Origin of the sequence: Pantoea sp. USHLN298 (genome assembly GCF_037149395.1) — a bacterium.
GTDB lineage: Bacteria > Pseudomonadota > Gammaproteobacteria > Enterobacterales > Enterobacteriaceae > Pantoea > Pantoea astica.
In genome coordinates, this window is the sequence record NZ_JBBCRO010000001.1 from 711,995 (window position 1) to 727,593 (window position 15,599).

Annotated in this window: 5 protein-coding genes and 1 pseudogene; all 6 read left to right on the forward strand. The window is 58.6% G+C overall.

All coding sequences use genetic code 11. From position 1 onward, the window contains the following. Positions 1-10 precede the first annotated feature (10 nt). The 6 genes and pseudogenes from WFK59_RS03485 (at position 11) to WFK59_RS03510 (ending at position 15,563) form a co-directional block, all read left to right on the forward strand. Positions 11-10,393, forward strand: a complete 10,383-nt coding sequence (locus WFK59_RS03485; RefSeq protein WP_336755009.1) for a hemagglutinin repeat-containing protein — start codon at positions 11-13, stop codon at positions 10,391-10,393. 5 nt (positions 10,394-10,398) lie between these two features. Further along, on the forward strand, positions 10,399-10,776 hold the full coding sequence (locus tag WFK59_RS03490) for a CDI toxin immunity protein (protein ID WP_336755010.1): 378 nt from the start codon (positions 10,399-10,401) through the stop codon (positions 10,774-10,776). A 331-nt stretch (positions 10,777-11,107) separates the two neighbouring features. Then, positions 11,108-12,262, forward strand: a complete 1,155-nt coding sequence (locus tag WFK59_RS03495; protein ID WP_336755012.1) for a VENN motif pre-toxin domain-containing protein — start codon at positions 11,108-11,110, stop codon at positions 12,260-12,262. After that, on the forward strand, positions 12,252-12,872 hold the full coding sequence (locus WFK59_RS03500; RefSeq protein WP_031377911.1) for a hypothetical protein: 621 nt from the start codon (positions 12,252-12,254) through the stop codon (positions 12,870-12,872). The genes WFK59_RS03495 and WFK59_RS03500 overlap by 11 nt, the downstream gene beginning before the upstream one ends. A gap of 98 nt (positions 12,873-12,970) precedes the next feature. Then, a pseudogene (locus tag WFK59_RS03505) lies at positions 12,971-15,316 on the forward strand (hemagglutinin repeat-containing protein); the annotation flags it as partial. Beyond that, positions 15,300-15,563 carry a hypothetical protein gene (locus tag WFK59_RS03510; RefSeq protein ID WP_233984611.1) on the forward strand — a complete coding sequence of 88 codons (264 nt, stop codon included), beginning with the start codon at positions 15,300-15,302 and terminating at the stop codon, positions 15,561-15,563. The pseudogene WFK59_RS03505 and the gene WFK59_RS03510, both read left to right, overlap by 17 nt. Positions 15,564-15,599: the final 36 nt, after the last annotated feature.

Below are 15,599 nucleotides of genomic sequence, written 5' to 3' on the forward strand. Positions count from 1 at the left end.
TGTGCGCATTATGAATAAACTTTGCTATCGCATCATCTTTAACCGGGTTCGCGGCATGCTCATGGTGGTGCCCGATATTGCCCGCAGCGGTTACTCTCGCATGGCCCGTTGTCGCCAGCGCGCCACGCGTGCAGAAGCGCGGTTGCGTATTACACCGATCAGCTTCTCACTGTGGCTGGCTGCGGGCGTCATCAGCCTGCCGGTGCAGGCGAATATCGTGGCTGACGGCCGGGCACCGGCTAACCAGCAGCCAACGGTCATGGCGACGGCTAACGGACTGCCGCAGATCAATATCCAGACTCCGAACAGCCAGGGCGTATCCCGCAACCAGTTTAGCCAGCTGGATGTCGACGGGCGCGGCGCCATCCTGAACAACAGTCATCAGAACACCCAGACTCAGATCGGCGGTATGGTCGCGGCTAACCCGTGGCTTTCAAAGCAGGAAGCCAGCGTGATCCTCAACGAGGTTAACAGCCGCAATCCCAGCCAGCTCAATGGTTTTATAGAGGTGGCCGGTAAGCGGGCGGCGGTGGTGATCGCTAATCCCTCCGGCATCACCTGTAACGGCTGCGGTTTCATCAATGCCAGTCGCAATACGCTGACCACCGGCCAGGTGCTGATGGAAAACGGTCAGCTGAAAGGCTTTGACGTTAACGGCGGTCGGGTCAATATCGAAGGTAACGGCTTTAACGGGACGGATGCCGACTACACCCAGATCATCGCCCAGTCGGTGGCCGTTAACGCGAAAATTCATGCCCGCGAACTGAACGTGGTGACCGGTAAAAATCAGGTAGCAGCAGAGGGAAACGTCACCAGCGTCAAACCGGGTGATGAAACAACCCGTCCTGACTTTGCGCTCGACGTGGCGGCCATTGGCGGGATGTATGCCAATAAAATCACCCTGACCGGTACGGAAAAAGGCGTCGGAGTCCGTAACGCGGGCGAACTGGGCGCCAGTGCGGGTGAGCTGCGCCTCTCTGTTGATGGCCGGCTGGAAAACAGCGGTACGCTGCAAAGCCAGGCGCCGATGGAGTTAGCCAGCCAGGGCGATCAAAGTAACAGCGGAAAAATCCTTTCACAGCAGACGGTCACGCTGAGCGCGGGCGGTACGCTACGCAACAGCGGCGTGGTGAGTGCGGGCAGCCACGCTACGCTGACGGCTCAGCGTATTGAAAGCAGCCACGACGGTATCCTGGCTGCGGGTGCGGACAGCAGCGGGACGCTGAGCCAGCCCGGTAATCTGGTGCTCACCAGCCAGGGCGAACTGATCGCGCAGGGAAAAAATCTGGCACACAATCAGATCCAGGCGCAGGGCAGCCGGGTCGATCTGGCCGACAGCCAGACGGCGGCGGACGCGATCGCCCTGACCGCGACCCAGGCGGATATCTCCACCGCACGCGCTACGGTTGCGGGCAGGACGTTGCGGGTAGAGGCCGCCACCGGGTTAACCAACGATGATGGCAAACTGGCAGCGGGCAATCTCGCCGTCACGGCACAAAACATCAGTAACAATCGCGGCCTGCTGCGTCAGCAAAACCGGGATGCGCTGACGCTCAGGACCGGTTCACTGCTCAACAATCAGGGCACCATTATCAATGAAGGCGATACCCATCTGCAGGCGCAACGGATTGAAAACCGCAGCGGCCTGATCGCCGGCAACGGGCCTTCTCTGCAGCTGGATACGCCTTATCTCGATAACCAGCAGGGCACGATACAGCTGGCAGGTGACGGTGCGCTGACGCTCAACACCACCCAGCTGGCGGGCAACCAGGGCAGCGTGCTGTCGGCGGGCGCGCTGAATCTGAGCGGCGGACAGCTCGACCTCTCTCAGGGAGAGACCCAGGCCCAGACGGTGACGCTGACGGCGGACTCGCTGAATCATCGGCAGGGCCTGCTCTCGCAGCGGGCAGCGGGCGAGATGACGATCGCCGTTGCGGGCACCACAGATAATCAGGCTGGACGGATAGAGAGCGGTGGCACGCTGCGCCTCTCCTCCGGCGAGCTGGATAACCGCGGCGGTACGCTGCTGGCGGCTGATCAGGGCGATCTGCGGGTCACCGTTCAGGGGGCGCTGACTAATAGCCAGGGGTCTCTGCTGGCCGGTCAGAACCTGCATCTCAACGGTAGTCGCCTGGAAAATCAGCAGGGCCGGATTGCTGCGGTGGGCGGTGACGCCACGCTGGCAATCGGGCAGGGCATAGATAATACCCAGGGCCGCATCGAAGCCGCACAGCAGCTGAACAGTCACAGTCAGGGCATCAACAACAGGGATGGCGTTCTGCTCGGTCATCAGATCGTGGCGGATACGCAACTGGGCGGGCTGGATAACAGCCGCGGTAATCTGGTGGCGCAACGTGGTCTTAATCTCACCACCGGCGAGCTGAATAATCACGCCGGCGTGATCCAGTCCGGCAGCGAGATGTTGATTGATACCCACGGACAGGCGCTGATCAACAGTGACAGCGGTCAGGGCGGCATACTCAGCGGTGGTTCGCTCTCGCTGTTCAGTGGCGAGACCAATAACCAGCACGGCATGATTGCCGCGGCGTCTGCGACGACCATCAATAGCGGGACGCTGAACAACGCCGACGGCACGCTGATGTCAGAAGGTCCGCTGGTGCTGAATAGCGGCGCGCTCGACAACCAGCGCGGTCTGTTACAGTCCGCTGAGACGCTTTCACTGGATACGCAGGGCGCACTGTTGACCAATAGCGACAGTGGCGAGCGTGGCGGCATCGTAGCGCGCGGCGATCTGCAACTGTCGACCGGGCAGGTTAACGGCAACAGGGGCGTTATTCAGGGCCAGAACGTCATCATTGATACGCATCAGCAGGAGCTTAATCAGCAGGGCGGTTTGCTGAGTGCAAAGGGAACGCTGCAACTGGCGAGCGGCGCGCTGAACAACCGTGCCGGGCGGCTGCAGTCCGGCGGCGATATGTTGCTGGATACTCACGGAAAGGCGCTGATCAATCAGCAAAGCGGCGACTCCGGCGGCGTGATTGCTGGCGGCAATCTGACGCTGCACAGTGGCGAGACCGACAACGACAGCGGTGTGATGGCGTCGGCTGGAAATGCGCAACTCAATAGCGGTGCGCTCAGCAATATCGACGGCATCCTCTCCGCCGAGGGTTCACTGACGCTGGAAACCGCGGGCGTGGACAATCAGCGCGGTCTGCTGCAGGCGGGCGAGGCACTATCGCTTAACACCCAGGGCGCAGCGCTGATCAATAACGACAGCGGTCAGCGTGCGGGCATCGTCGCGGGGGGCGATCTGCATCTGGCGACCGGGCAGATCACCAGCAACGGCGGGGTGATCCTCGGAAAAAATATTACTGTTGATACCCGTCAGCAGGCCTTCAGTAATCAGCAGGGGCAGTTAGGCGCGAAGGGAACGCTGCAACTCGATAGCGGGTTAGTGAATAACCAGGCGGGCCGAATCGAGTCGGCTGGCGATCTGAAACTGAATAGCCACGGTAATAGCCTTGTAAACCGCGACAGTGGCACCACCGGCGGCCTCTACAGCGGCGGAGTGCTGACGTTATACACTGGTCAGATCGATAACCAGCGGGGCTTTATTACCGGCAGTCAGGGTAGCCTGATTCAGGCCGGTGACGTCAACAACCGTGAAGGTACGCTGACCGGCGGCCGCGATTTGCTGTCGATGACCACCGGTGAACTGCAGAATCAGGGCGGATTATTGCAGGCGGGCAGCGACCTGACGCTGGATACTCAGGGTCATGCCTTGATCAACAGCGACAGTGGTAACCAGCGCGGCATCATTGCACTTAACGATCTGACGCTGCGCAGCGGCGGGATCAACAACCAGACCGGCTTTATCGCCGCGGGCAATCAGGCGACGCTGATCGGCGCTGAACTGAATAACAGCCAGGGGCAGATAGCGGGTAACGGCGGGCTCAGCATTAACGGCCAGGCGCTGAATAACAGCGCGGGCAAACTTCAATCGGCGGGCGATGTAACGATTAATACCGCCGGTCAGGCACTGACAAATCAGCAGGGACTGATTGCCGCATCGGGCAATACCCGCATCGACAGCGGCAGTCTGGACAACCAGCAGGGGCAGATTCAGGGCGGTAAAGAGTTAACGCTTAACCTCGGCCAGAACCTGCTGCAGAACCAGAACGGTAAACTCTTTTCAGCCGGCACCACGACGCTGATGGCAGGCCAGATGATTAACGCATCCGGTCAGCTTCAGAGCATCGGAACAGCCAGCCTGGCGCTGACCCAACAGCTTGATAATAGTGGCGGGCTGCTAAAAAGCGATCGGGGGCTGGATATCACGACGCCACTGCTGATTAACCGCGATACGCAGCAGAGCGGCAAAGGAATTGAAGCGGACCAGCTGAGCGTTCAGGCCAGCTCGCTGGACAACAGTCAGGGCGCCTTGCGGGCTAACACCCGACTGGCGCTGACCATCCAGCAGGCGCTGGATAATGTCAGCGGGCTGATCTCTTCAGCCGATACCCTGACGATTCAGGATAGCGCTCAGGGCCAGACGCTGGCGCTGAATAACCGCCAGGGCACGCTGGTCGCCGATAAAGAGGCGCAGATCATCGCTGCCTCTCTGAGTGGCGACGGGCAGGTCGCATCGCAGGGGAATCTTGGCATCACCCTGGCAGACGATTTCTACAACCAGGGCGAGGTCAGCGCGAATGGCACGCTGCGTCTGACATTCGGCGGTACTGTCACTAACGACGGGGCGATCACTGCTCAGCAGGCACTGTTCCTGACCGCTCAGAACGTCAGTAACCAGGCCAGCGGGGAAATCAGTGCGCAGCAGACCCACATCACCGCCGCCGATACGCTGGAGAACCGTGGGCTGATCGATGGTGAACTGACCCACCTTGTGGCCCGCGTGGTCAATAACGCCGGTAGCGGCCGCATTTTTGGCGATCGTATCGCCATTGCCGCCACGCTGCTGAACAACCTTAGCGAGGCAGGCAAAGCCGCGGTGATTGCGGCACGGCAGCGGCTTGACGTGGCGGCTGAAACGATAAACAACCGCGATCATGCGCTGATTTACAGCGATGGCGATCTGCATCTTGGCGGAGAGCTGGATGCGAATAATCAGGTCACCGGACAGGGAGGGCAGCTCAATAATGAGGGTGCCACTATTGAGGCCGGGCATGACGCGACGATTGCGATGGCGGAAATCAACAACAGCAACCGCAATCTTGTCACCACCACGGTCATTACGGAAAACAGCCAGCATCATGACGCGGTGCTGAAAGGCCATACCGATCGCTTCGACTGGGATCAGGTGGATAACAGCAAAAAAAATAAATATAACGTACACACCGCGAAGATGCCGGATGGCACCAGCGGCAGTGAGTTTTATGAATACACCTATCAGCGGGTGGTGGAAGAAACCCAGATTAAAGAGAGCGATCCGGGCAAGATCCTGTCGGGCGGTAACATGACCTTCAGCGCGGATCTACTGACCAACCAGGATAGCCAGATAGTGGCCGGTGCGCTGCTGGGTGGCGAGATTGGTGAGCTGAATAACCTGGCGACCCAAGGCACGCGGGTGACCACCGACCAGGGTACCGTGATGCGCTGGTACGCGAAGAAAAAGAAAAAGAAACTGGGCGGAACCAAGACGTCGCAGGGCAAAAGCCGCAGCGACTATCGTCCGGCACCGATAACCGAAACCATCGATCTGCAGACCCTGAGCTGGCAGGCGAACGCCGCGCCACAGGGTAACGGTTATCAGACCGGCAACCGTCAGTTGCAGGCCGTGACGACCCAGGCCGCTGCGGTGGGCGCGGTAAGCGGCCAGTTGGACTCTGCCACGGTCGCGCTCGGCGCGGCGGATCAAGGCAGCCCGTTGCTTCCCGCGGGCCAGCGCTACGACAGCGCATTAACGCTCGATAAGCTGGGTAGCCTGAAAGATCGTCCGTTATTGCTTCCGTTGGGCCAGAAATTCTCTTTGACGCTGCCCGCAACCCTGGTCGATGGACAAAGCGTTACGCCGGTGATCCGCGCCGTCTCCCCGGATACCCGGCTGCCAGATAACAGCCTCTATCGTCTGCAGCCCTCCAGCGACAGTCACTATCTGGTGGAGACCGATCCGCGCTTCGTTAACCAGAAGCAGTGGCTGAGCAGCGACTACATGCAGAACGCGCTGACAGCCGATGGCAGCCAGATGCTGAAGCGGTTGGGCGACGGCTACTATGAACAGCGTCTGGTGCGCGATCAGATTATTCAGCTGACCGGCAGCCGCTATCTCAGCGGCTACGCCAGCGACGAAGAACAGTATCGCGGGCTGATGAATAATGGGGTAGCCTTCGCCCAGGCGTATCAGCTGGAGCCGGGCGTGGCGCTGACCCCGGCGCAGATGGCGCTGCTGACCAGCGATATCGTCTGGCTGGTTAATCAGACGGTGACGCTGCCGGACGGCACGCAGCAGACCGTGCTGGTGCCGCAGGTCTATGCGAAGCTGAAGGAGGGAGATTTAACCGGCGACGGCGCGTTGCTCGGGGGCGGTAGCGTGGCGCTGACTGCGCGTGACGACATCACCAACAGCGGCACGATCCGCGGGCGCGACGTGACGCAGCTGACGGCAGAGTCGCTGACCAGCAGCGGCTACATCAGCGGCAATACGGTGAATCTCACCGCCCGTCAGGATATCACTAACCTGGGCGGCATCATCAGCGGTGACAGGCAGGTGTCGCTGCTGGCCGGACGGGATATCACCAGCCAGTCGACGCTGCGCGATAACGGCACCGACCGCCGGGTCGATCGTCCGGCCGGTATTTACGTACAGGGCAGTGACGGCGCGCTGACGCTGAGCGCCCTGAACAACATCACGCTGGCCGCCAGCGACATCGGCAACGCCGGAGAGAACGGCACCACCCGCATTCAGGCCGGCAACGATCTGACGCTCTCCACGGTCAGCACGCAGCACAGCGAAAATGAGAGCTGGGGAAGCGATAACTACCGTCACCTGACTCAGCAGAGCGATACCGGCACCCGCATCACCACCGGCGGTGCGCTGCAGCTGAGTGCCGGACAGGATATCCGCGCTACGGCAGCGGACGTCACGGCGGGCGGCGCGCTCAGCGTCAGTGCCGGGCGCGATATCGTGCTGAATGCCGGTCACGCCAGCACCGACCTGACCGAACACAGCAGACAGAGCAGCAAAGGGCTGCTGTCGGGCAGCAGTCTGGAAACCCACGACGAGCTGCACGATCGCCAGGCGCTCAGCACCACCCTGAGCGGCGACAGCGTGATGCTTGAGGCGGGCCGCGATATCGGCATCACCGGCAGCAACGTCGCCGGTACCCGGGACGTCGGGCTGAGCGCGGGGCGCGATCTGACCGTCACCACCGCCAGCGAAACCCGTGAGGAAACGCACCAGCGCGAGGAGAAAAAATCGGGCCTGATGGGTACCGGCGGCATCGGTTTTACCGCCGGTAAGGCGATGCAGAAGAGCACCACCGACAGCACCGGCACGCTCAGCAGGGGCAGCACCCTTGGCAGCAGCGACGGCAGCGTCACCCTCAGCGCAGGCAATCAGCTGAAGGTGCACGGCAGCGATCTGATCGCCGGAAAAGACCTGACGCTGAGCGGCAGCGACGTGAACATCAGTGCGGCAGAAAACAGCCATACCGCCTTGACGAAGACAGAACAGAAGCAGAGCGGCCTGACGCTGGCGCTGTCCGGCACCGCCGGCGCGGCGCTGAACACGGCGGTGCAGACCGCCCGGACGGCCAGCGAGACCGGTGATGACCGGCTGAAGGCGCTGCAGGCCACCAAAGCCGCGCTGACCGCGACGCAGGCGGCGCAGGCGGCTCAGATGGACGGCGCACAGACCGACGCGGCGAACGCCAGAAACGCCACCGCGGGCCTGAAGCCGGGCGACAAAGGCTACGATGAAGGCGCAACCAACACCATCGGCGTCAGCGCCTCGTACGGCAGCCAGTCGTCGAAAAGCGAGACCCGCACCGAAAGCCGTGAAGCGCAGGGCAGTACGCTGGGCGCGGGCGGTAACCTGGCCATTACCGCCACCGGCGCACAGCCGGGCAGCGCGGGCAACATCCTCGTGCAGGGCAGCCGGCTGACGGCGGGCGGCGACCTGGCGCTGGCGGCGAAAAACGACATCAGCCTGCTGTCGGCGCAGAACAGCGAACGCACCGACAGCAAAAACAGCAGCAAAGGCGGCAGCCTCGGCGTCGGCGTCGGCGCGGGTTCGGGCGGCTACGGCATCAGCGTGTCGGCCAGCGTCAACGCGGGCAAAGGCCGAGAGAACGGCAACGGGCTGACCCACACCGAAACCATGCTGGAGGCGGGCAGGGACCTCAGCCTGAACGCCGGACGCGACACCACGCTGACCGGCGCGCAGGCGCGCGGCGAACGCGTGACGGTGGAGAGCGGACGCAACCTGACGCTGACCTCAGAGCAGGACAGCGACCGCTACGACAGTCAGCAGCAGAGCGCCAGCGCGGGCGGCAGCGTCACCTTCGGCTCGATGACCGGCTCCGCAAGCGTCAACCTGAGCCGGGATAAGATGCACAGCAACTGGCAGAGCGTGGCGGAACAGACCGGCATCTTTGCCGGGAAGGGCGGCTTTGACGTGACCGTGGGTGAGCACACCCAGCTGAACGGTGCGGTCATCGCGAGTACGGCGACGGCGGATAAAAACCGGCTCGACACCGGCACGCTGGGCTTCGGTGACATCGCGAACCACGCGGATTACAAAACAGAGCACCAGAGCGCGGGCATCAGCACCGGCGGACAGTTTGCCGGCAACATGGCGAACGGGCTGCTGGCGGGGCTGAACGACAGCGGCAGCGCGGACTCGGTGACGAAGTCGGCGGTGAGCGACGGCACTATCGTTATCCGTGATAAGGAAAAACAGGCGCAGGATGTTGCAGCGCTGAGCCGCGACGTGGCTGGTGCGAATCCGGGGCTGGATAAAATCTTCGATAAGGAGAAAGAGCAGCGGCGGATGGAGACGGCGCAGCTGATAGCGGAAATCGGCAGCCAGGCGGGGGATATTGCGCGGACGCAGGGTGAGATAGCGGGCCTGAAGGCGCAGCAGGACCCGGCGGCGCTGAAGGCGGCCAGAGAACAACTCGCCGCGTCCGGCAAGCCGTTCACGGATGCGGATGTGGCGAAGCAGGCCTACGACACGGCGATGAAGCCGTTCGGCACGGGTTCGTCGCTGCAGCAGGGCATCAGCGCGGTGACGGCGGCAGTGCAGGGCCTGTCGGGCGGGAACCTGGCGCAGGCGGTAAGCGGTGCGTCGGCACCGTACCTGGCGGAGGAAATACATAAGCGGACCACGGACTCGAACGGTAAGGTTAATGTCCAGGCGAACCTGATGGCGCACGCAGTGCTGGGTGCGGTAACCTCATATGCAGCGGGCAATGCGGCGCTGGCGGGCGCATCGGGCGCGGCGATGGGCGAGTACATCGCGCAGCAGCTGTATCCGGGCGTTAAACGTAAAGACCTGTCTGAGGAGCAGCGGCAGACGATAAGTGCGCTGGGGACGTTAGCTGCGGGTCTTGCGGGCGGCGTAGCGGGTGACAGCACGGCGGATGTTGTGGCGGGCGCGCAGGCGGGTAAAAATGCGGTTGAGAATAATGCGCTGAGTGTGCAGGAAAACCAGTCTCGCGTTCATGAAATGTCGCAGTGTCAGGGCAGCAAATCCTGTGAAGGAGCAGTCACCGAGAAGTACAAGCAGATCTCAGCGGCACAACAAAAGCGTGTGGTGGAGTGTACAGGCGCTCAGGACTGTGTTGATAAAGCGAATGAAGTTAGCAGGTTACAGACTGATTATGCTAACCGTACCAGTGAGTTGCTGGAAAAAGCCCGTGCTGATGGCGGTCTGAGTTCGGCAGAACAGAGCGAGCTTTCAATCCTTCAGGTAACGACGATCCAGCTTGAGGCGGACAGAAATGCGGCGATTCATAATGCGCTGATGTCCGGTGACTCACCTGAAGCGAAGCAGCTCGTGATAAACTCTCTGGCTCAGGTGGTAGGAACCAGTGCGGCAGGGATCGCTGCTGGAATCGGGAAAATTAAACCTGGTACACAACCAGGAAATCGAATTGAACAAATACTTTCCCCTGAGAAAAATTGGGAAAGCGCCCGAAATAAAGCATTGGATATTGTCGGTAATTTAGGTGCTGATTCTAAACCTGTGATTGGACGGCTGGAAGTAAGTGCTGGAAATGGGAAAGTTATTGGGCGGCAATCCAGCGACGGTAAAGTTGGTTGGCGTGTTGATTATGATCCAGACAAAGGCACTCATATCAATATATGGGATTATTCTCAAGGTAAGGGGCCAGGAAAAGCGGTTAAGCAGGTCATACCATTTGAGGGTAACGAAAAAGCTTTTGAAACGATATTGAAGCAGCTAAACAGGTAGAGAACATGACTTTATTTGAAGAGTGTCAAGAAGCGCTTAGAGCTGATTTCGGAATTGTTGAAGGCCAAGAAAAGAAAGAAGCTATTGATATTTTAAATAAATATCCTTTTGTAAGTGGGGGTGTTTCTTGGCCGGAAATTGAATATTCTGATTATGAAAATATTGATGATTTATTGAATATAGATTGCATGAAAAATGCGGATGTATTCGTTCTTGTAGATGATGCCAGCATTCCTATTTTCAGGTCAAACTTGAGTTTGATTGCTGAAAATATTTATGATGTTACAGCCTTATCACCGAGATTATTTATTTTTAATAATGAAATCATACTGCAACCTTTATTTCCAACAGAAATGTTCCGTTTGGGAATAAGATCTAAATAAAAGATAATCCGAAAAATTAATCCCAGCCACCCGGCTGGGAGTTATCTTTGATAAAGAGAAGGAGCAGAACCGGCTGAAGGCGGCGCAGCTGATAGGGGAAATCGGCAGCCAGGCGGGGGACATTGCGCGGACGCAGGGTGAGATAGCGGCTACCAGAGCGGCCACGGAGAAGATGAAGAACATTTCACCGGACCAGAAGAAGGACGCCGAGGCGCAGTGGCGGAAAGCGAACCCGGGTCAGGAGCCGACCGTGGCCGACATCACCGGACAGGTCTATCAGACGCTGTACAACCGGGAGATGCTGGCCGGCGGAATGGGAACCGGCGGGCCGGTGCAGCAGGGTATCCAGGCGGCGACGGCGGCGGTGCAGGGCCTGGCGGGGGGCGATTTGAAAGCCGCACTGGCTGGCGGTTCGGCCCCTTACCTTGCAGAACTGATTAAGCAGAAAGCGCCGGATGAGGCCAGTCGTATAATGGCACATGCTGCGGTGGCCGGAGTTATAGCTGCCGCACAGGGTAGTTCAGCGGCAGCAGGTGCGGCGGGCGCGGCTACCACCGCCGCGATAGGTGAAGCCATCAAAAATGCACTTTATGGTGACGTTCCGGTCAGTCAGCTTAGCGAACAGCAGAAGCAGACGCTGGTCGCGCTGGGAACGGTTGCGGCAGGTCTGGCAGGCGGGCTGGCTGGAGAGACTACGGCGGACGCAGTAGCCGGAGCGCAGGCGGGCCAGAACGAAATCAGCAACAATATGGTCAGCATGGGCATGCTGCAGATGATGCAGGCTAAATCGTTGCTGGATGCGGCGACAGTGGCCGAAGCGGGCCAGGGCGGCGCAAATGAACAGGCGGCACTGGCGCTGACCAAAAAGGTAAAAGCAGCGCTGGACGCAACCTGCCTGGCGAATACCAGCTGTGTGATAATGGCTGTGGTTACGGCACAGCAGCACACTAACGGAGCAGGCAGCAAAACCGAAACCGTACCGGTTAATGATGATTTGACAGGTGGTAAGCTGGTCAATCCGGCGCAGGATGAGAATAAGGGAACGTCGCTGGTTACGCCGGATCAGTCTGGTGAGCAGGGATCCAGAAATACCGGAAATACGGATGGTATGCCGGATACGGGAGGCAATACCACGGTTACACCGATTTCTGAACAGAATAAGGATGATCTGGCTTATCTGGCTGAAGGGGACAAGCCTGCAAATCTTTCTCCTGAAGGGGCTGGTCGCTCAGGTGCTTTTAATGAGGCGAAGAGACAGTCTGGTATACCAGTGAGTCAGAGCCCCAATAAGGTATCCCCTAATATAGACAAGCGTGGTAATCCTCAACCAGGTTATATATATGAATTTATAGTTCAAAAACCGGGAGGAGGTACGCAAAAAGTTTATATAAGAGATGATGCCGGAGGCCATTTCTTTGGAGTCGATGATCCTCAAAATCGAGGCAAACATTTTAACGATCCTGCAGGTAACCACTATGACTACTGATGTTGTTATTAGATATGCTGAAGATATAAATGAAAAAAATGAGATTACAGATTTTAACTTATTTTCAATAAGCGGCAAGGGTATCTCTGCAGTGAGCTGGGAATTACCCAATGCGCCACTAAAAAAATTTGGTGAGGGTTTATTGAAAAAAATGGTAGAGAGTTATTCTGCAGGTGTTAGCGATGAAGATATATACACATTTGTCGTTTTATCAGCGGAGCAACCTGATAGCGCAATTGTTAACCACAGAAAAACCTGGGGTTTACTTAATGTTAGAGGTGTTAAAGTTAATGGGGTTGAGGAAAAAAAAGATGTGATAGTTAAGGGAAGTGAAGGGTTGATTCTTTCCGGCTTAGGTTCTGTTAAATCAAATAGCTTGGGAGTAATTGAAAGCTTAATTAATAGCGGCGAGAAGGTGTTTTTTTCAACCATCCAATCAACTAATGTAAATATGACTGCTTCCATACCGAGGCAGATAACAGAATGGATGAGTAATATCTGGATAAATAATGGTGTTGTTTTTTTTGCATTGGGGCGTTATGACGAACCTGATTGTGAAATTGTTGCTTTAGGCCAAAAAAGAAACCTGCAAAAACTTAAGTACACCTGACGTTAAGGCGGTGGACATCGCCAGGACACAGGGGCAGATTGCGGCGACGAAAACAGCCACTGATAAGCTGAAGATGATAAAGCCAGAGCAGAAGAAGGATGCAGAGGTGTAGTGGCAGTACGCTGGGCGCGGGCGGTAACCTGGCCATCACCGCTACCGGTGCACAGCCGGGCAGCGCGGGCAACATCCTCGTGCAGGGCAGTCAGCTTCAGGCGGGCGGCGACCTCGGGCTGACGGCGAAAAACGACATCAGCCTGCTTTCAGCGCAGAACAGCGAGCGCACCGACAGCACTAACAGCAGCAAGGGCGGCAGCCTGGGTATCGGCCTGACCGCCGGGTCGGGCGGCTACGGCATCAGCGTGTCGGCCAGCGTCAACGCGGGCAAAGGCCGAGAGAACGGCAACGGGCTGACCCACACCGAAACCATGCTGGAGGCGGGCAGGGACCTCAGCCTGAACGCCGGACGCGACACCACGCTGACCGGCGCGCAGGCGCGCGGCGAACGCGTGACGGTGGAGAGCGGACGCAACCTGACGCTGACCTCAGAGCAGGACAGCGACCGCTACGACAGTCAGCAGCAGAGCGCCAGCGCGGGCGGCAGCTTCACCTTCGGCTCGATGACCGGATCCGCGAGCGTGAACCTCAGCCAGGATAAGATGCACAGCAACTGGCAGAGCGTGGCGGAACAGACCGGCATCTTCGCCGGGAAGGGCGGCTTTGACGTGACCGTGGGTGAGCACACGCAGCTGAACGGTGCTGTCATCGCGAGTACGGCGACGGCGGATAAAAACCGGCTCGACACCGGCACACTGGGCTTCGGCGACATCGCGAACCACGCGGATTACAAAACAGAGCACCAGAGCGCGGGCATCAGCACCGGCGGCAGCATCGGCGGACAGTTTGCCGGCAACATGGCGAACGGGCTGCTGGCGGGGCTGAACGACAGCGGCAGCGCGGACTCGCTGACGAAGTCGGCGGTGAGCGACGGTAAGATAGTCATCCGGGACAAGACGCACCAGACGCAGGACGTGGCGGACCTGAGCCGCGACGTGGCTGGTGCGAATCCGGGGCTGGATAAAATCTTCGATAAGGAGAAAGAGCAGCGGCGGATGGAGACGGCGCAGCTGCTGGCGGAAATCGGCAGCCAGGCGGGGGATATTGCGCGGACGCAGGGTGAGATTGCGGCTACCAGAGCGGCCACGGAGAAGATGAAGAACATCTCACCGGACCAGAAGAAGGACGCCGAGGCGCAGTGGCGGAAAGCGAACCCGGGTCAGGAGCCGACCATGGCCGACATCACCGGACAGGTCTATCAGACGCTGTACAACCGGGAGATGCTGGCTGGCGGAATGGGAACCGGCGGGCCGGTGCAGCAGGGTATCCAGGCGGCGACGGCGGCGATTCAGGGGCTGGCGGGGGGCAACATTGCCCAGGCGGTGAGCGGGGCGGCCGCACCTTATCTGGCGGAGCAGATACATACGCTGACGACCACAAAAGGCCCGGACGGCAAAGAGGTGGTGAACGTTCAGGCAAACCTGATTGCGCACGCGGTGGTGGGCGCGGTGACGTCATACGCGTCGGGTAATCCTGCACTTGCGGGTGCCTCGGGTGCGGCGATGGGCGAGTACATCGCGCAGCAGATGTATCCGGGAGTTAAGCGCGAAGACCTGTCTGAGGAGCAGCGGCAGACGATAAGTGCGCTGGGGACGTTAGCGGCGGGTCTTGCGGGCGGCGTAGCGGGTGACAGCACGGCGGATGTTGTGGCGGGTGCGCAGGCGGGTAAGAACGCGGTTGAGAATAATGCGCTGAGCTTTGGTACGGGGATGAACAGCTACGGTGCGGCAGTAAAATCCTGGAACCAGTATGCGGAAGCTAATGGTCTGACGCCGGAGCAGAAACAGGCGGGTCTGGACAAACTGGCGAAGGGAGACTTACCGGAAGGCGCTAATATCACCAAAGTCATCGTGAATGGATATAAAGATGGTGTGTTGATAGCAGGGGCGGCTTATTTAGGTCCGGCGGCCTCGGTGGGTAAAGTTGTGGCAGGTGCAACCATCGCTGAAATAGCGAATGGAACTTACCAGTGGTTTGATATAAACAGTGAGAAGAATCAGAGCTTGCCTGAAAATCAGCAGAAAACATGGGATTACTGGGGAAGCGCTTCTGCGGCTGTGACTGGTGCGCTGGCACCGGGGCGGGGCGTGTGGGCAAATGCTGGTATCGCGGCGGGTGGAACCCTATTTACTGATGGGCCTGATAAAGGTGCTTTAACTGGCGCAGGAGCTGGCTGGGCATTTGGTACAGCAGTTGGCCTTATTGCGCCACCTTTATTTGACCCTGTTTTAGGTACAGGCTCAGCTCCTGTTGGCGATATAATCGGTTCGATAGGAGGAGAGTTTATTGGTAACGCTGTAAAGGATGGGATAAATGAAAAGAAAAAATAGTCCTACTATAGGTTTATTATTTCTGAGTGTTGCATATATGGTTTTCTGCTGTTTAATATTTTTTTCTCTAGCCTTGGTAACTGTAAAACTTATCATTAACCATAACGTGCATATTGAACAATCAGATATCAAACACATTTTGGTTGCTAGTACTATAGCAGGAACAGCGGCTGCCATAAGATCATGGATCTTCGCCAAAATAGATGAACGTAAAGCCCGAAAATCTCCCCCATCCGATCCGCAGTAAACAGCGATCCCGGCCCAATCAGGCCGGGATATTTTT

Bases quoted from the DNA above. Each gene is read 5' to 3' on its own strand.
- WFK59_RS03485 (WP_336755009.1), top strand. From the start codon at position 11: ATGAATAAACTTTGCTATCGCATCATCTTTAACCGGGTTCGCGGCATG.
- WFK59_RS03490 (WP_336755010.1), top strand. From the start codon at position 10,399: ATGACTTTATTTGAAGAGTGTCAAGAAGCGCTTAGAGCTGATTTCGGA.
- WFK59_RS03500 (WP_031377911.1), top strand. From the start codon at position 12,252: ATGACTACTGATGTTGTTATTAGATATGCTGAAGATATAAATGAAAAA.
- WFK59_RS03510 (WP_233984611.1), top strand. From the start codon at position 15,300: ATGAAAAGAAAAAATAGTCCTACTATAGGTTTATTATTTCTGAGTGTT.